This is a genomic window from Enterococcus sp. DIV0876, assembly GCF_050529585.1.
Classification (GTDB): Bacteria; Bacillota; Bacilli; order Lactobacillales; family Enterococcaceae; genus Enterococcus_D.
Window position 1 is genome coordinate 1,538,112 of record NZ_CP172882.1, and the last position, 17,160, is coordinate 1,555,271.

A 17,160-nucleotide genomic window follows, 5' to 3' on the forward strand; every position below is an offset into this window, starting at 1 on the left:
TTATGGATTTTGATGAACTACTGGATCAAGAAAGACGATTGCAATTTACTTATTTCGACAATGACTTTGCATTGCAGATCGCGGCAGAAATCAATGATTATGTAACAAAAACTTATTCAAAACCAGTAGGCATAAAAATCACGCATCGTGGCTTACCCGTTCTAAGATTTTTGATGAACGGCCGTAAAGAAAGTCCTTGGTTGGAAAGGAAAGAAACGACCGTTTTAGATAGCGGACACAGTTCACTCTATACTTTTTATCAAAAAGAACAGAATCCTCTTTTTGCACAGTGGGAACATGATAGCCGTTATGCCATCTGTGGCGGCGGATTTCCGATTATGGAAAAGGGTATTGTGACTGGTGCGATTTGTGTATCCGGATTAGACCACATGGAAGATCATCAGATCATTGTCCATGTATTAACAAAAAAATTAGCAAAACAACTGGGGGAAGCAATATGAAATTAGCCATATTTGGTGCAGGAATGATTGTCCATGACTTTATGAAAGTTGTCAACGACATACCAGAGATCGAACTCACCGCAATTTTTGGAACAGAATTAGATGTACCGGTTATGGAAGCACTCCAGACCGCGTATGGAATCAAAACAATCTACACAGATTTAGCGACTTGTTTAGGTGATGATGCGATTGATACAGTATATGTTGCACTACCAAATCATTTGCACTACACTTTTGCTAAAGAGGCATTGATGCAGGGAAAACATGTGATTTGCGAAAAACCATTTACATTAAAGAAAAGTGAACTGCTGGAGCTTGCCGACATAGCGTCTAAAAAAAATCTGATTTTGATCGAAGCAATTACCAATCAATACTTGGCAAATTATGCCGCAATCAAAGCACAATTGTCAGCTTTAGGGGATCTGAAATTGATTGAATGCAACTACTCACAATATTCTTCTCGATATGATTTATTCAAAGAGGGGACTGTACTGCCCGCATTTAATCCTAAAATGGGGGGCGGTGCATTAATGGATATCAATATTTACAATATCCACTTTGTTGTTGGCCTCTTGGGTGCACCAAAATCTGTCCGTTATTTTGCAAATATCGAACAGGGGATCGATACCTCTGGCGTGCTGCTATTGGATTATGACCAAACGAAAGTGGTCTGTATAGGCGCCAAAGACTCAACAGCTACGATTCGTTCAACGATCCAAGGAACAAAGGGGTCAATTATTGTCAATGGACCAACCAATGTATTAGATAGCTACGCATATGAAGCGTTAAAAACACCGGCAGTGACACTTGATCATAAACGCAATAAGCATCGTATGTTTGAAGAGTTCCAAACTTTCCAACAAGTGATTGCTGAAAATGATCAATCTTTTGCGCAAGAAAGAATGGCACACAGTCAACGCGTGATGGACATTGTTGAAGCGGCACTCGCAGACGCACAAATTACTTTAGGATAGGAGAGACAAAGATGGTACAACCGAATTTTCTTTGGGGTGGTGCATTAGCTGCCCATCAATTTGAAGGAGGGTGGAATGCTGATGGAAAAGGGCCTAGCGTTATCGATGTGATGACAGCAGGTGCCCATGGTGTGCCACGCGAAATCACTGAGACTATTGAATCCGATACATTTTACCCCAACCATGAAGCCATTGATTTCTATCATCACTACAAGGAAGACATTGCTTTGTTTGCTGAGATGGGCTTAAAGTGCTTACGAACCTCGATTGCTTGGAGCCGTATTTTTCCAAAAGGGGACGAAACTGAACCAAATGAAGCAGGACTGGCTTTTTATGATGATGTGTTTGATGAATTATTGAAATATGGTATAGAGCCTGTCATCACACTTTCACATTTTGAGATGCCGTTACATCTTGCAAAAAACTATGGTGGTTTTCGCAATCGTCAAGTGATTGATTTCTTTGCCCATTTTGCCGAAACGGTTTTTGATCGTTATAAAGAAAAAGTCAGCTACTGGATGACATTCAATGAAATCAATAATCAGATGGATACCGAGAACCCATTATTTTTATGGACCAATTCTGGCGTTAAAGTAGCTGACGATGAAGATCCCCGGGAAGTCATGTTTCAAGTGGCCCATCATGAATTGGTTGCAAGTGCCAAAGCAGTGATCGCGGGAAAGAAAATCAATCCTGAGTTTCAAATTGGCTGTATGATTTCTCATGTCCCGATTTATCCTTATTCATGTGACCCGGCTGATGTGATGGCTGCTGAAGAAGCGATGCACCAACGTTTCTTCTTTTCCGACATCCATGTGCGTGGTTATTACCCAACCTATGCATTGAAAGAGTTTGAAAGAAAAGGGTATACGATTCAGATGGATCCACTGGATGCTGACATTTTGCGTCAAGGAACCGTTGACTATATTGGGTTCAGTTATTATATGTCTACAGTCGTCAAATGTGGTGTCAATCATCAAACAGACGCTATTGTGAACGGCGGGTTGGCTAATTCTGTTGAAAATCCTTATATCAAGTCTAGCGATTGGGGATGGGCAATCGATCCTATTGGTTTACGCTATACATTGAACAATTTGTATGAACGGTATCAATTGCCGTTATTTATCGTAGAAAATGGCTTTGGCGCTGTTGATCATCCAGAAGCAGACGGCACGATCCATGACCAAGAACGCATCAATTATCTGCGTGCCCATATCGAACAATTGCAAAAAGCTGTTGACTACGATGGTGTTGAACTATTAGGTTACACACCGTGGGGGATCATTGATTTGGTGTCTTTCACCACTGGAGAAATGAAAAAACGATACGGCATGATTTATGTCGATCGTGACAATACCGGCCGCGGAACAATGGCGCGTAGCAAAAAAGATTCATTTGAATGGTACAAACAAGTCATTGCCACAAATGGAGATATTTTAGCGTAGACAGATAAAAGACAGAGGGTGGATACATGAAACGCATACTGATTATTGGCGGAACTGGAACCATTTCATTACCTATCACCAAAAAATTAGCAGCAAATCAAGACAATCAAGTCTTTGTATTGAACCGTGGCAACAAAAACACAATACTGCCCAAAACTGTAACCACGATCAGGGGGGACATCACGGATAGTGAAGCTATGCATTCCTTATTGGCTCATCAACACTATGACTGCGTCATTAACTTCATCATCTGGAATGCACAAGATGCCGAGCAAAACATTGCCTTATTCAGAGGAAAAACGGACCAATTTATCTTTATCAGTACAGTGGCCGTCCTAAATCATCAGTCCACGTGTTTGATAAATGAAGATACGCCGATTGGCAACCAATTTTCAGCTTATGGTCAAAATAAAGCCGCGGCAGAAGCACGCTTTTTGCAGGCATTTAATGAAGAAGGTTTTCCAGTAACGATCATCCGTCCAACGCAAACCTATGCGAATGATCGAATTCCGCTGAGTATCAAGGGGAAAAATTGTTGGGGTGTGGTCCAACGCATGATCGATGGGAAAGAAGTGATCATTCATGGTGAGGGGCAATCATTATGGGCAAGTACCCACGCGGATGACTTTGCTGAAGGGTTCGTTCCAATCATTGAGCAAAAAGCATTCGTGGGAGAAATATGTCAAATCATGAATCCAACAAGCCATACATGGGATATGCTATATCAAACTTTGGCTGATTTATTAGGGGTTTCTTATCGTCCCGTTTATATCCCGACCGATTTGTTGCGTCAAGCGCATACTTATGACTTTGATCAATCGATCCAAGGGGATAAACGGTGGTCTAATCTCTTTGACATCACGCGTCTAAAATCCATTGTGCCAGAATTTGATAGTCAAGTATCGTTAAAAGAAGGATTGCAACGATATTTGGATTATATGGCGGAACATCCAGAATTCAAGCAAGCAGATATTGAATTTGATCAATGGTGTGATCAAGTCATTGATGTCTATCAAGGCTTGCAAAATCATTTTTTCCTGCAATTGGCACAGATCGAAGGAAAAGAGGCATAAATAGCCTGCCACGATTACACCAATCTCAGTCACTGATTTTTTAAGGAGTGGATTTCGCCACTCCTTTTTGATGTGCCGAAAACAGTATACCCATGAGGAATGAACATGTGTCATAGATACTAAAAAGATGTGACTTATTGCAAATCTTTTGGTCTCCTGTACGTTATTCGCTATACTTAAATGAGGAAGCGAGGATAATTTACTATACAGCAAGGAGTGAAGATATGGACACATATGATGTAGTGGTCATTGGTTCGGGACCCGCGGGCCTAGCAGTAGCGTATCCATTAAGTGAGCAAGGAAAGCAAGTCGCCATTATCGAAAATACATTATGGGGAGGCACATGCCCGAATCGTGGTTGCGACCCAAAAAAAATGTTGATGCGGGGCGTCGAAGTCAAAAGAGAAGCAGAAGCCATGATGCAGTCAGGGATCGTTGGTCAAGTCTCGATCGATTGGCCGCAATTGATGGCCCATAAGCGAAGCTACACAGATCAAGTACCACAAAGTACCAAACAAGGATTAACAGGCGCAGACATCGATACCTTTTATGGCACAGCGGCGTTTGTTGATCCACATACGATTGCGATAAATGAAGACCGCATCAGAGGAAAACAAATCGTGATTGCTACGGGACAACGACCTGCTGTTTTAGATATACCGGGCAGTCATTTATTGTCTTCCAGTGATGATTTTCTTTCTCTGGAACAATTGCCGTCAGAGATTATTTTTATCGGTGGAGGCTATATCACTTTTGAGCTAGCCGTCATTGCCCAAGCTGCTGGGGCAACTGTTCACGTGGTTCATCATAATGATCAGCCATTAAAGGCCTTTGACCAGCAACTCGTACAAGATTTGGTCAAATATCTATCCGATCAAGGAATCATATTTCACTTTTCTACTACTTCGATCTCATTGACCAAAGAGGATGCTAAGTATACCTTGAAAACAGATAAAGGAACACTCAACGCGGATCTCGTTATTGGTGCAACAGGTCGAATACCAAACATTGATGGGTTACAGCTTGATCAAGCAGGCGTCGCATACGAAAAACAAGGAATCATTACTGATTCGTGTTTGCGTACCAATCAATCGCATATCTTCGCAATCGGCGATGTCCTTTCAAAACAACAGCCCAAGTTAACGCCAGTTGCAAGCTTTGAAGCCGAATACCTAGTTGATATTTTACTTGGACACCAAACACCAATCGACTATCCATTGATCCCGACATTGGTATTTGGGCATTTGAAACTAGCCCGTATCGGATTAAGTGAAGCCACAATCCGCCACCATGCCGATGAATACCATTTTGAAACAATTGACTTATCTGATTGGTACACCTATAAAAGAATCAATGATGCACAAGCCAAAATCAAATTTACCTACGACCAAGAAAATCATCTCGTTGCCATCACAGTATTATCAGCAATAGCCGATACGCTGATCAATGATTTTGTTTTTGTGCTCGGCAGCAAATCAACGATTAAGGAATTGGAACACCTCATTTTTGCGTATCCTTCGCCCTCAAGTGATTTATCGGCCTTTACACCCAATCTATAATAGATTGGGTTTTTATTTTATATTTAAAACACCAAATATCATTTGATCATCTGTTTAAAGCAAAAAATGCCTGCGCCAGTTTCCGCTAGCACAGACATTAATTATTATGTCTATTTGGATAGTAGCAGACAAACCTTAAAGTAACCTTAAGCGCATGTTAGGCTGAACAAAAAATGAAATCACCTGATAAATATCAATAGTTATTTAATATTCGTTTATTGTTTATAAAATAGACAATACTTCAAGTAGGCATGTTATAATATAGATAAGACATAATTGTTTGCTACAACAATACACGAAGGAGTGATGAGATGAAAGAAGAACACAAGGTCAGTCGAATGGATAACATGTTGAATACCATCGAACGATTGGGAAACAAGGTACCGCATCCGGCAATTATTTTTCTGCTATTGATGGCATTCGTGATCGGATTATCAGCAATTTTTCAAATGATGGGGGCTTCGGCTGTTTTAGAAACAATCGACCCAGATACCCATGAACTCTCTGAGTCTTTGGTCAAAGTCGAAAGTCTATTAGGGGTTGACGGTATTCGATTTATGTTTACTTCAGTTGTACAGAATTTGATGAGTTTCCAAGCACTCGGCGTAACACTAGTTGCCATGATTGGGGTAGGCTTTGCTGAAGAAATCGGCTTGATTGCTTCCTTGATCCATAAACTTGTCAAAGTCGTCCCCAATCAGTTGTTAACAGCGATTCTCGTATTCTTAGGTGTTTTATCCAGTATCGCTTCTGATGCAGGATATTTGGTTTTGATCCCTCTGGGCGCTGCAGTATTTTATAAAGTAGGGCGCCATCCAATTGCCGGCTTATCAGCTGCCTTTGCAGGGGTTGCTGCTGGGTTTGGTGTCAATATTCTTATTACACCGATTGATGGTATGTTGACTGAGATTGCGAATGATGCTGTGCAAATCGTGGATCCAGCCTATCAGATCGATTTGATGGCCAATATCTATTTCTCGATTGCCTCTACGATTCTGGTGGTTATCGTCTGTACTCTGGTCAACGAAAAATTGATCGAGCCACGTTTAGGTATATATGACCGCACCCAGTTCGATGGTAATTTAGAAGAACAAGCAGATGATCAAAGGGGATTACGCTATGCATTATTTGGTTTCCTCGCAGTGGTCTTTTTGATTGTGGTCATCACATTGCCGTCAGGGGCACCATTACGACATGCTGAAACAAATCAGATTATCGGATCGACACCATTTATGGATAGCTTGATAGCGATTATCATGTTGCTCTTTTTGATTCCATCGATTTGTTATGGTTTAGGTGTAGGCAAGATAAAATCAAGTTTAGATGTCGTCAATCCGATTATAAAAGTCTTTGGTAATTTAAGCGGAATGATTTTTCTATTACTGATCATTGCGCAATTTATTGCTTATTTCAATTTCACCAATATGGGAACGGTTCTGGCGATCAATGCTGCTTCGGCTATCGAAAGTATGGCGCTTGGCGGCTTGCCATTGCTTCTCAGTTTCATGTTGCTGATTTTGATCCTTGACTTCATTTTAGTAGGGGCAGTGCCAAAATTTGCGATATTAACGCCAATTTTCATTCCATTGTTATATCAATTAGGTGTCGCACCAGAAGCCGTCTTAGCAGCGTATCGAATTGGAGATTCTCCAATCAATATCGTTACACCTTTGATGCCATACTTTGCACTAATTGTTACTTTCGCATCAAGGTACCAAAAAAAGACAGGTGTAGGCACGATCGTAGCATTGATGTTGCCGCATACGATCATATTGACGATTGCTTGGATCATCTTGTTTGTTGTCTTTTACCTGTTCAACATTCCCTTGGGTCCAGGGTCTTCCATGTACTTATAAAAAAAGAAAGGGCGAACTTGATCAAAAGTTTGCCCTTTCTTTTTTGAATTTCATTTGTTCAGTTTCACACAACAGAACCCAAATCAACGTTTCTTGTTTAAAAAGCGAATGGCTATAATCAGTAAAATCACTGACAAAAATAACCCGACCAAATAATAGAATAACACTTGATTTGGTTCATAATGTCGATATGTAAAAATTTGGATCATAAAATAAACCAACGGTACCGCTGAAAGAATAGTTGGAAAAATTTTTCTGCGCCAATGGATAAAAAATGAACCAATTACAATAAAAATAAGCGCTGGTATCCAAAAAATCAGATGTCCAATAAGTTCGATCTTTCACACCTCCATGATACAAATCTAAGCATACGCTTTCGTTTTAAAAATCACAAGGTGAAAAAAAAGAAAATCTGATTAATTTGTTATGAAAACAGCCAAAGGAAAAAAGGGGATAGAACGGACATACCTAGTTGAAAATGTTTATAATATAAACCATTAAAAGGACCTATATTGAGAAAGACGCCAAGTAGTAAAAAAAGAAAAACAGCAATCAATACCAGATTGATGATATACATGATGCGGTAATTCAACTGCCAGTTACTTATAAGACGATCCAATACATTCTTCCGATAAACCTTCTCATTGATAGGAATTTTGCTTAAGGACGGAATTTGTGTATGAAAATCTAAAAACAGCTGATAATCTTTTTTGGTCAATACTTCTGAAAAAATACCTGCATCTGATTGAAAGTCAAAGAAACCATAAAAAAGAATGTCTGGTGCTTCCGTTGATTCATGTCGCATCGGCTTCCTTTGTTTCCAAGTAAAGGCAGAAATCGTTTCATAGGGATAGCTGAAATAAGATTCTTCATCTAAATAATCGATCACCACAAAAAATAAAAGTCTTTTTTCTGTAAAAACAAGCAATCGATTGCCCCTGGTATCTTGGAACAAGCTAATATATTCCTGTGCCTTTTCAGTCCGCGCATAAGCAAGTCCACCCATTCCTTGATTGGTAAATGTCATATTTCCTTCGGTAGTCAGTGGAAGATACCCAATGATCGATTCATCTGCTGCCAACAATTGTTTTATATCATCAAGAAATTCTTGCCAAAAAATGTATTTCATGGATGTCATGAGGGTTTGTTGGGTTTCTTTTATTGATAGTTCTGCATGCAATTGGTGATTTTCTAGCAAAACAAGTTCTTTAAAGTTCAACTTTGATCTTCCTTTCCTAAAGACGCTTTAAGTTTTTGTCTTCCTCGAGAAAGACGGTTATATACAGCACTTGTGTTTAATCCCATGTATTGAGCAATCCACTGTGGGGCTTCTTGATAAAAGTAATAATAAAGAAATATCTTTTGATCGATTTCGTCGAGCGTGTCGATCAAACACAAGAATTGTTCTTTCTCAAGCGGGGATTGGTAAATTTCACTGTTGTGCCATTCACAAATATCGATTTCTTTCCCAATTGGGGTCCGTTTTCTTTTTCGATCAATTGCGCGACTGCGGCTGACCATCAGCAACCAAGTCATCAAACTGCTTTTTTTAGGGTCATATGAATCGATGTTGCGCCATACTTCGTAAAAAACCTCATTTGCAACATCTTGACGTTCACTGATTTCATGGGGGTGGCAGAGGACGCGATGAATCGTGCGCAACATACTTTCCCCATAAACAGCCATTAGTTGTTCCAAGCCATGATATTTTCTTTCACGAATCATGGCAATGATTTCATGATCTTGCACACCATCGCCTCCCTTCATCTTATTATACGAGAACAAAGCGTGATTTCTATCACAAATAAAAAAAGCAGCGCAAGATGAAATAGATCCATACAAACACTGCTTTTTCGCATATATTCAAGAAGATCTTTAGGATCTCAGCCATTTGGCAGCAATCACATACCACAAGATGCTACCGAAAAAAGCCCCAATGAAGTACAGGGTCACTGTTTGCCATGCAACGGGCACATCACTGAAAACAAAGGCAAACAGACAACCGACAACCATCATATAACTGGCATAGATCACAATACTGATCGTTGAACCAAAAGATCGTTGCACCCAGTAAGTCATTATGAGAAATACAATCAAATTCAAGAGACGCCACCCATCGATTGCTGTAAACTGTCCATTAAAGAAATCTTTGATCACAGCACCTACATAGGATAGGAGAAAGAAATAAACAAAGAAAGAGGCGATATTTGTTTTCGGTTTCCATCGTTTATGCAACATAGGTCAGCTCCAATCCGGTTTTCTACATTATATCAAATATTACAGTTATAATAATTAAAAACTATTATTTTTTAATTAGCTGACGACCAATTAGGAAAAAACATTTGTCGTCCTCAATTAAAAAGAGTTTTTTTAAAAGCTTATTACTGAAAGCTTGTTACATCTTATGCATAAATAGATTGTAAAAAAATAGATAACGGACCTTTTTGATCATATACAGCTGTCACAGAAGATCATACTTTTTAGCGAATATGTCATCTGTAGTATTTGATTGTTAAAAGACTTTGGCAAATGGCTGCTTACTACGTTCAGGAATGGTGGTTTATACTGATTTATCAACCAGTCTTTTAAAAAACTTTACCATACAATACATGTATCAAAAAGTAGTATTAGTCCTACTGGCAAAAGGGCTAGCGCACAAATGTTGCTGCGATGATTCTAGCGCAAGTGAAAGGACTGCTAAAGATAGCATAACTAGTATGTAAAAAAAATGTCTATTTCCTATTGACAGACTATTCAGAATCGCGTAACATTGCTAGCAATAAGAACACGGCAATACAAAAGAGAAGTACGATGGTGGGATTTTTCAGAGAGCTGATGGTGGTGTGAATCAGTAGATCTATCTTTCAGAAATGGACTTTTGTGTCGGATGATTGAAGTCAGTAGGTCATTTCGGGGGCTCCCGTTATAGGGCAAAGTCGTTGATTGACGATGAAGAGTACAATTTGAGGTGGCACCGTGAGAGATTCGCCCTCATGCAGACAGTCTGTTTGCGTGGGGGCTTTTTTTGTTTTATCAATTACATACCAATTACTATCATACTAAGAGAAGTACCAATCGATTTCTTTGTTACAGAAAGCCAGTCTTGATGAGAATCTGGCACAAAGAAGAGAGGGAAATGGCCTTAGCAGATCATGTTTTGAAACAAGAGTAGGAACATGCGGGGATGCCCGTTAGCGCAGAAAGTCGTTGTTAGACGACTGATAAAGATGAAGTATCCCATAAACCGTTGATTGTGATACTTCAAATTGAGGTGGCACCGCGATGATTCGCCCTCAAGCCAGCAGGAATAATGCTGGCTTGAGGGCTTTTTTATTTTTATTTTTATTTTTATTCAGAGAGGATGAGGATTGATGTATTATTCAACAAAAATCACCAGTGACTGTTTGACCCCAGTATCGGTTTTCTTGCGCATCCAAGGAGAACATAAATGTTTATTAGAAAGTATTCCCCGAGAAGAGGACACCGGCCGATATTCGATCGTTGCATTTGATCCGGTCAAAAAACTCACATACAAAGAGGGAATATTTGCGATAAACGATCTAGTGGCTCAGCGTACGGTTGAAACACCTTGTACAGATCCCTTAAAAGAATTGGAAAAGCACGTTTTGCAAGCATTGCCAGCGTTACCGGATATCCCATTACAAAGTGGCGCAATTGGCTATGTTGGCTATGATATTGCCGCCTGTTATGAAGACATTGGTCTATTGCCGGAGGATGAACTACACATTCCCGATCTAGCATTTTTGCTTTTTGAAACTTTTATCGTCATTGATCACCAACGAGAAACCTTAACGATCATCGTCGAAAACTGTTATAGCCAGCGAGATGAGCAAGAAATGGCGGTTATATTTGAAGCTATTCAACGTCAAATACAGACACCCCATGCATCAGAAAACCAAGCGCCAAGCGATGAAAAATTGATATTTACAAGCAATATGACCCAAGAAAAGTATGAAATGATCGTGAACCAGGCAAAAGGACTGATCCGCGAAGGTGATCTATTCCAAGTAGTTCCTTCTCAGCGTCTGAAAGCTCCGTTTACACAAGTACCGTTTGATTATTATCGAAAATTAAGAACCACCAATCCTTCCGCCTATTTATATTATTTAGATTTAGCAGATGACTTTAAAGTGATTGGCAGTTCACCTGAAAGTTTGATCAAAGTCAAAGACGACCAACTCACAACAAATCCGATTGCTGGTACACGCAAGCGGGGTCAGACAAAACAAACAGATGAAATCTTAGCCCAAGAATTGTTATCAGATGAAAAGGAACGCGCAGAACATTTGATGCTGATAGATCTAGGTAGAAATGATTTAGGGAAGATCGCAGAGATTGGCAGCATCACAGTACCCGTATATATGGTGATCGAAAAATATTGCTATGTCATGCATATCGTCTCGGTGGTGACTGCAAAACGCCGCAAGGAAGTCTCGGCAATGGATGCGTTGCGGGCAACATTGCCGGCAGGTACTGTCAGCGGGGCGCCCAAGATCAGGGCAATGACCCGAATTTACCAATGGGAGCCTGTCCGAAGAGGGGTTTATGCTGGAGCAGTCGGCTATTTTACTAGAAATGATCAGGCTGATTTCGCCATTGGTATCCGCACATTGATCGTAAAAGACGGATATGGGTATGTTCAGGCAGGTGCGGGTATCGTTTATGATTCTGAGCCAGTGCTTGAATATCAAGAAACACTGCACAAAGCAAAAGCACTATTGGAGGTGGCGGCAAAATGATTCTTTTGGTTGATAATTATGATTCTTTCACATTCAATTTAGTCCAGTTGTTTCCAGAAAACACGGTTCAAGTCATGCGAAACGATGATCCAAATTTGTTTGACGCTGCCGCGCATGCATCAGGAATCGTCCTTTCCCCTGGCCCTGGTCGACCAGAAGAGGCGGGCCAGATGATGAAAATTGTAGAAGTATTCCAAGCAAGAAAACCGATTTTGGGCATTTGTTTGGGCCATCAAGCAATTGGTATGGCCTATGGGGGTAAAATTGTTCTCGCGCCTCAGGTAATGCATGGAAAGCAATCCACTCTTAATTATCGGAAAACCGGTTTGATGAAAAATTTTACCGGAGAGATGACTGTGATGCGGTATCACTCGCTCATGATCGATCCACATTCGCTACCACCAGAACTGGAAGTCTTAGCTACCGTAGATAATACGATCATGGCCATTCAGCATCGTGATAAACCGATTTTTGGGCTGCAATTTCATCCAGAATCATTAGGAACGTCACAGGGTGCCTACTTTATCGAAGCGTTTATCGCAGTAACAAAAAAGGACCAACAAAGTCAATCATTGGAGGCGTAAAATCATGCAAAATATAGTTCCTGAAATGTCTGCACAGCGTCTAACAGAGATCCAGAGTTATTTATTTTCTGGCTATCACCTGAATTATCAGCAAATGCGGGTATTTGCACAAGGGGTGCTTTCTGGTACCTATACTGACAGTCAATTGGGCGCTGCACTGATGGCGCTAAAGAATAAGGGTGTCACGTCAGAGGAATTGACTGCATTGGCACAGGTGATGCAAGAACATGCGGTTACAATCCCCTATCAAGGTGATGCGATGGACAATTGTGGCACTGGTGGGGATCATGCCAATAGTTTCAATATCTCCACAACAACCGCATTTGTTTTAGCTGCTGGCGGTATCACCATGGCCAAACATGGGAATCGAAGTGTTTCTAGTCGTTCTGGCAGCGCGGATGTTTTAACGAGTCTCGGAATCAACATCTTGGCTGCACCAGAACAAATCGCGGAAATGTTGTCTACGATTGGGATTGCTTTTTTGTTTGCTCCCTCATTACACCCAGGAATGCAAGCGGTCATGAAAGTCAGACAAGAGTTGGCGACACCGACCATTTTTAATCTACTGGGTCCATTGATCAATCCGGTACAGTTGACCACGCAATTGATGGGCACCTATGCTGGGGACACCCTTGCTGATACCGCTCAGAGTTTAGGGGCATTAGGCCGTAAACGAGGGATGGTCATCCACGGGCATCAAGGGATGGATGAAGCCAACTTAGCCGGTCCTGTCCAAATCAGTTCGTTCCAAGGAACGAATGTCACTCAACTTGTTCTTGATCCCACGGACTATGGGTTTGTCTCGGCACCTATTCAAGCAATCATTGGTGGGGATGCATCACGCAATGCAGTGATTTTGACAGAAGTCCTACAGAATAAGCCTTCTGTTTACCTAGAAACGGTTGTACTAAACGCCGGATTGGGCTTTTATGCCAACGGAACAGTCAATACGTTTTCAGCAGGATTCGAGATGGCTCGGCACTGTATTGCATCTGGTGCTGCCTATGATAAATTACAGGCGCTGATTTCAGCGACCAACAAACATATTGTCTAATACTTTGACCAAAGGAGAGATATGATGGATTTTTTGACCCGTATTTTAACAACTAAAGCTGAAGAAATAGCGAATATGCCTGAAGAGGTTCTGAAGGTGAGCAAATCTAGACCCTCTTTTTTTCAAATGATACAACACAATCCCCAGCATATGCATTTGATTGGAGAGGTCAAACGTGCTTCTCCGTCTAAGGGTGTGATCAATCAAACGGTCGATTGTGTTGCGCAGGCAATCGCCTATCAAAAAGCAGGGGTGAGTGCCATATCGGTTTTAACGGATGAACAGTATTTCAACGGCTCAATCGAAGATCTACGCAAAGTCAGTCAAGTGGTAGATCTTCCTCTACTGTGTAAAGATTTCATTATCAGTCGAAAGCAATTGATTCGGGGAAAAAACGCTGGCGCAAGTATCGTCCTTTTGATTGTTGCGGCTTTATCTGATCAACAGTTAACTGCTCTATATTTAGATGCCATTGATCTAGGATTGGAAGTCCTTGTAGAAGTGCATAATAAGGAAGAGTTCGCACGCGCACAAACTTTAGGGGCTAAGATCATAGGTATCAATAACCGGGATTTACGTACCTTCGATGTATCGATCGATGTCAGTGTTCAATTGGCGCCGCAGGCAAACGATACAGTTTTTATTAGTGAGTCAGGTTTTCAAACGAGTCATGATGTCAAACAAGTCGTACCCTTTTATCATGGCGTATTGGTAGGCGAGACCTTGATGCGCAGTAGCGATATTTCTAGGACAGTCAAAGAATTGCAGGTGAAACGTCAATGACGAAAGTCAAAATTTGCGGTTTGACGCAAGAAACCCATGTTGCAGCGGCTGTTGCGGCAGGTGCGGATTATCTCGGTTTTGTTTTTGCCAATAGTCGTCGTTTTATTACGGCTGATGCAGCCAAAAAAATCACCACACGTGTACCAGCTGCGATCCATAAAGTAGGCGTTTTTGTCCAACCAACATTTATCGATATAAAACACACATGTGACATCGTTGGCTTATCGCATATTCAATTGCACGGCACCATTACACCTTCTGTTCAACAAGCGCTCGAAAAAGGTGCCTTTCAACAGTTAGATGTATCGGTGATCCAAGCCTTCAATGGGGAGGCGCTTGACTTGAAGGAAAAATTGCAGTCGTCGTTAGCAGATTTTATTCTATTAGATGCGCCAGCGGACACGACAGCTTACGCTGGTGGCAATGGTCAGACCTTTAACTGGCATATAGCGGCAAAAGAACATACTGTCAGCAAGCCACTATTCGTCGCAGGTGGATTGAACTTAACAAATGTCCAGCAAGCAATCACGTGTTTTACTCCGTATGCTGTCGATATCTCTAGCGGGGTCGAGACGAATGGGACAAAAGACAGTGCAAAAATCACCGCGTTCATACAAAAAGTAAAGGAGTTGTCAATCAATGAAACAACCAACGAGTAAAGGTTTTTTTGGTCTTTTTGGCGGTCAATTCGTACCAGAAACATTAATGTATGCTGTTCAACAATTAGAAGCCACCTATCGAGAGGCGCAACAAGACATAGTATTTCAAGAGACACTGTCAAATTATCTGCGAAATTATGTTGGAAGACAAACGCCGCTATATTTTGCTGAAAATCTGACAAATGTATTGGGCGGCGCCAAAATTTATCTTAAAAGAGAAGACTTGAACCATACAGGGGCCCATAAAATCAATAATGCATTAGGGCAAGTGTTATTGGCTAAACGAATGGGCAAACAAAAAGTTGTTGCGGAAACCGGCGCTGGTCAACATGGTGTCGCTACTGCCACAGCGGCTGCACTTTTTGGGATGGACTGCACGATCTTTATGGGGGCCGTTGATGTAAAACGACAAGCACTGAATGTTTTTCGGATGGAATTATTAGGCGCTAAAGTTATCTCAGTTACATCTGGTAATCAAACTTTAAAAGATGCTGTCAATGAAGCGCTGCGTTACTGGGTAGCAACAGTTGAAGATACCCATTATGTCATGGGCTCTGTCTTAGGTCCGCATCCTTTTCCAGAAATCGTCCGCGATTTTCAAAGTGTCATCGGTAAAGAGACCCGACAACAGATTTTGGCCGAAGAAGGGCGTTTGCCTGACCTCGTGCTAGCCTGCGTTGGGGGCGGCAGCAATGCGATGGGGATGTTTTACCCCTTTGTCGATGATCCTTCTGTCCAATTGGTTGGTGTTGAAGCAGCAGGGATGGGTGTGGAAACGACTGAACATGCTGCAACTTTAACAAAAGGGACTGTAGGTATTCTTCATGGTGCTAGAATGCATTTGTTACAAGATGACGATGGTCAAGTGATCGAACCTTATTCGATTTCAGCTGGACTGGATTATCCAGGGGTTGGACCTGAACATTCTTACTTAAAAGAATTAAAAAGAGCGACATATCAAGCAATCGATGACCAAGAAGCTGTCTCGGCTTTCTATCAGCTATCCCGTACAGAAGGAATCATTCCGGCGCTAGAAAGTGCCCATGCGATTGCGCAAGCCATCAAAGTAGCGCCGTCTATGGCGAAAGACCAGTTACTAGTGGTTTGTTTATCAGGAAGAGGCGATAAAGATGTTCAACAAATCAAAGAACGTGAAGAAGGGCAGGGGATCTAAGATGACAAAATCATCATTTACGACATATATGCAGCAACAAGCTGCAGAAAAAACTATTTTTGTTCCTTATCTCATGGCCGGAGCCAATGGATTGTCTCGACTGCAAGCAGAAATCGACTTGATGGCTGAATATGGGGCAACAGCGATTGAAATCGGGATTCCTTTTTCTGATCCGGTGGCAGATGGACCGATTATCCAACAAGCTGGTATGCAAGCACGCATGAATGGCACGACTTTTAAAACAATCGTGGACACACTACAACAATTAGAAACTGAGATTCCCCTGATCCTTATGGGTTACGCAAATTCGTTCTTTCATTATGGTTTCCCGGCTTTGGTTGCTGCACTTGAAGGAACCGCAGTCAAAGCATTGATTATTCCCGATTTGCCTTATGAGCATCGTGATTTGGTCACAGCAATTTTGGAATCATCAGACCTTGCTTTGATTACATTGGTCTCCCTCACAAGTCCTTTAACTAGAATCAAAGAGTTGACCAAAGAAGCAGATGGCTTTGTTTATGCAGTCACAGTGAATGGTGTCACTGGCAAAGGAACGTCATTTTCAGAGACATTAGATGCCCATTTACAAACAGTGGTACAAATCAGTCCGATTCCAGTGCTGGCAGGATTTGGTATTCGTTCAGCCGCTGACGTCAAAAGATTCAGTCAAATATGTGACGGTGTAGTCATTGGCTCAGCAATCGTTGCTGCTTTAAATCATTCTTTCACTGAAGCTGAGAATGTACTGAAATCATTGGTCAAATAAAAAAGAATGGGG

Annotated in this window: 16 protein-coding genes and 2 other annotated features; of the genes, 13 read left to right on the forward strand and 3 right to left on the reverse strand. The window is 41.3% G+C overall.

Going from position 1 to position 17,160, the window contains the following annotated elements; genetic code table 11:
* Positions 1-2: 2 nt before the first annotated feature.
* The 6 genes from IGI41_RS07085 (at position 3) to IGI41_RS07110 (ending at position 7,368) form a co-directional block, all read left to right on the forward strand.
* A complete protein-coding gene (locus tag IGI41_RS07085) occupies positions 3-461 on the forward strand; it encodes a heme-binding protein (RefSeq protein WP_430612614.1) in 459 nt (152 codons plus the stop codon).
* A complete protein-coding gene (locus IGI41_RS07090; RefSeq protein WP_430612616.1) occupies positions 458-1,435 on the forward strand; it encodes a Gfo/Idh/MocA family protein in 978 nt (325 codons plus the stop codon). The genes IGI41_RS07085 and IGI41_RS07090 overlap by 4 nt, the downstream gene beginning before the upstream one ends.
* 11 nt (positions 1,436-1,446) lie before the next feature.
* Complete coding sequence (locus IGI41_RS07095) at positions 1,447-2,880, forward strand: 6-phospho-beta-glucosidase (protein WP_430612618.1); 1,434 nt, start codon at positions 1,447-1,449, stop codon at positions 2,878-2,880.
* Between the two features lie 26 nt (positions 2,881-2,906).
* Complete coding sequence (locus IGI41_RS07100; RefSeq protein ID WP_430612620.1) at positions 2,907-3,953, forward strand: NAD-dependent epimerase/dehydratase family protein; 1,047 nt, start codon at positions 2,907-2,909, stop codon at positions 3,951-3,953.
* A gap of 224 nt (positions 3,954-4,177) precedes the next feature.
* Complete coding sequence (locus IGI41_RS07105; RefSeq protein ID WP_430612622.1) at positions 4,178-5,512, forward strand: dihydrolipoyl dehydrogenase family protein; 1,335 nt, start codon at positions 4,178-4,180, stop codon at positions 5,510-5,512.
* 311 nt (positions 5,513-5,823) lie between these two features.
* A complete protein-coding gene (locus IGI41_RS07110; protein ID WP_430612624.1) occupies positions 5,824-7,368 on the forward strand; it encodes an AbgT family transporter in 1,545 nt (514 codons plus the stop codon).
* A 424-nt stretch (positions 7,369-7,792) separates the two neighbouring features.
* Here IGI41_RS07110 and IGI41_RS07115 read toward each other — a convergent pair whose 3' ends face one another.
* The 3 genes from IGI41_RS07115 to IGI41_RS07125 all read right to left on the reverse strand — a co-directional run bounded on the left by IGI41_RS07115 (position 7,793) and on the right by IGI41_RS07125 (position 9,606).
* Positions 7,793-8,587 carry a hypothetical protein gene (locus tag IGI41_RS07115; RefSeq protein WP_430612626.1) on the reverse strand — a complete coding sequence of 265 codons (795 nt, stop codon included), beginning with the start codon at positions 8,585-8,587 and terminating at the stop codon, positions 7,793-7,795.
* Positions 8,584-9,117, reverse strand: a complete 534-nt coding sequence (locus IGI41_RS07120) for a sigma-70 family RNA polymerase sigma factor (RefSeq protein ID WP_430612628.1) — start codon at positions 9,115-9,117, stop codon at positions 8,584-8,586. The genes IGI41_RS07115 and IGI41_RS07120 overlap by 4 nt, the downstream gene beginning before the upstream one ends.
* Positions 9,118-9,243: 126 nt before the next feature.
* Positions 9,244-9,606, reverse strand: a complete 363-nt coding sequence (locus IGI41_RS07125; RefSeq protein ID WP_430612630.1) for a hypothetical protein — start codon at positions 9,604-9,606, stop codon at positions 9,244-9,246.
* Positions 9,607-10,152: 546 nt separating this feature from the next.
* Positions 10,153-10,364 (forward strand) — a binding site (T-box leader).
* A 52-nt stretch (positions 10,365-10,416) separates the two neighbouring features.
* Positions 10,417-10,666, forward strand: a binding site (T-box leader).
* A gap of 73 nt (positions 10,667-10,739) precedes the next feature.
* On the opposite strand from IGI41_RS07125, the gene trpE reads away from it, so the two are divergent.
* Genes trpE through trpA form a run of 7 tightly spaced genes read left to right on the forward strand, consistent with a single transcriptional unit; the run spans position 10,740 to position 17,148 of the window.
* Positions 10,740-12,128, forward strand: coding sequence for an anthranilate synthase component I (trpE, locus tag IGI41_RS07130; RefSeq protein ID WP_430612632.1), 1,389 nt, complete (start codon positions 10,740-10,742; stop codon positions 12,126-12,128).
* Positions 12,125-12,712 carry an anthranilate synthase component II gene (locus tag IGI41_RS07135; RefSeq protein WP_430612634.1) on the forward strand — a complete coding sequence of 196 codons (588 nt, stop codon included), beginning with the start codon at positions 12,125-12,127 and terminating at the stop codon, positions 12,710-12,712. Before trpE ends, IGI41_RS07135 begins: the two co-directional genes overlap by 4 nt.
* A gap of 4 nt (positions 12,713-12,716) precedes the next feature.
* Positions 12,717-13,766 (forward strand): anthranilate phosphoribosyltransferase, encoded by a 1,050-nt coding sequence (gene trpD / locus IGI41_RS07140; protein ID WP_430612636.1) that lies wholly within the window; start codon positions 12,717-12,719, stop codon positions 13,764-13,766.
* Between the two features lie 24 nt (positions 13,767-13,790).
* A complete protein-coding gene (trpC, locus tag IGI41_RS07145) occupies positions 13,791-14,549 on the forward strand; it encodes an indole-3-glycerol phosphate synthase TrpC (RefSeq protein ID WP_430612638.1) in 759 nt (252 codons plus the stop codon).
* Positions 14,546-15,208, forward strand: coding sequence for a phosphoribosylanthranilate isomerase (locus IGI41_RS07150; RefSeq protein WP_430612640.1), 663 nt, complete (start codon positions 14,546-14,548; stop codon positions 15,206-15,208). The genes trpC and IGI41_RS07150 overlap by 4 nt, the downstream gene beginning before the upstream one ends.
* Positions 15,189-16,382 carry a tryptophan synthase subunit beta gene (gene trpB, locus IGI41_RS07155; protein WP_430612642.1) on the forward strand — a complete coding sequence of 398 codons (1,194 nt, stop codon included), beginning with the start codon at positions 15,189-15,191 and terminating at the stop codon, positions 16,380-16,382. Before IGI41_RS07150 ends, trpB begins: the two co-directional genes overlap by 20 nt.
* A gap of 1 nt (position 16,383) precedes the next feature.
* A complete protein-coding gene (gene trpA, locus IGI41_RS07160) occupies positions 16,384-17,148 on the forward strand; it encodes a tryptophan synthase subunit alpha (protein ID WP_430612644.1) in 765 nt (254 codons plus the stop codon).
* Positions 17,149-17,160 lie beyond the last annotated feature (12 nt).

Coding starts and splice junctions, on each gene's coding strand:
- IGI41_RS07110 (WP_430612624.1), top strand. CDS start 5,824: ATGAAAGAAGAACACAAGGTCAGTCGAATGGATAACATGTTGAATACC.
- IGI41_RS07135 (WP_430612634.1), top strand. CDS start 12,125: ATGATTCTTTTGGTTGATAATTATGATTCTTTCACATTCAATTTAGTC.
- IGI41_RS07125 (WP_430612630.1), bottom strand. CDS start 9,606: ATGTTGCATAAACGATGGAAACCGAAAACAAATATCGCCTCTTTCTTT.
- IGI41_RS07085 (WP_430612614.1), top strand. CDS start 3: ATGGATTTTGATGAACTACTGGATCAAGAAAGACGATTGCAATTTACT.
- trpE (WP_430612632.1), top strand. CDS start 10,740: ATGTATTATTCAACAAAAATCACCAGTGACTGTTTGACCCCAGTATCG.
- IGI41_RS07105 (WP_430612622.1), top strand. CDS start 4,178: ATGGACACATATGATGTAGTGGTCATTGGTTCGGGACCCGCGGGCCTA.
- trpD (WP_430612636.1), top strand. CDS start 12,717: ATGCAAAATATAGTTCCTGAAATGTCTGCACAGCGTCTAACAGAGATC.
- trpA (WP_430612644.1), top strand. CDS start 16,384: ATGACAAAATCATCATTTACGACATATATGCAGCAACAAGCTGCAGAA.
- IGI41_RS07100 (WP_430612620.1), top strand. CDS start 2,907: ATGAAACGCATACTGATTATTGGCGGAACTGGAACCATTTCATTACCT.
- IGI41_RS07150 (WP_430612640.1), top strand. CDS start 14,546: ATGACGAAAGTCAAAATTTGCGGTTTGACGCAAGAAACCCATGTTGCA.
- IGI41_RS07090 (WP_430612616.1), top strand. CDS start 458: ATGAAATTAGCCATATTTGGTGCAGGAATGATTGTCCATGACTTTATG.
- trpB (WP_430612642.1), top strand. CDS start 15,189: ATGAAACAACCAACGAGTAAAGGTTTTTTTGGTCTTTTTGGCGGTCAA.
- IGI41_RS07095 (WP_430612618.1), top strand. CDS start 1,447: ATGGTACAACCGAATTTTCTTTGGGGTGGTGCATTAGCTGCCCATCAA.
- trpC (WP_430612638.1), top strand. CDS start 13,791: ATGGATTTTTTGACCCGTATTTTAACAACTAAAGCTGAAGAAATAGCG.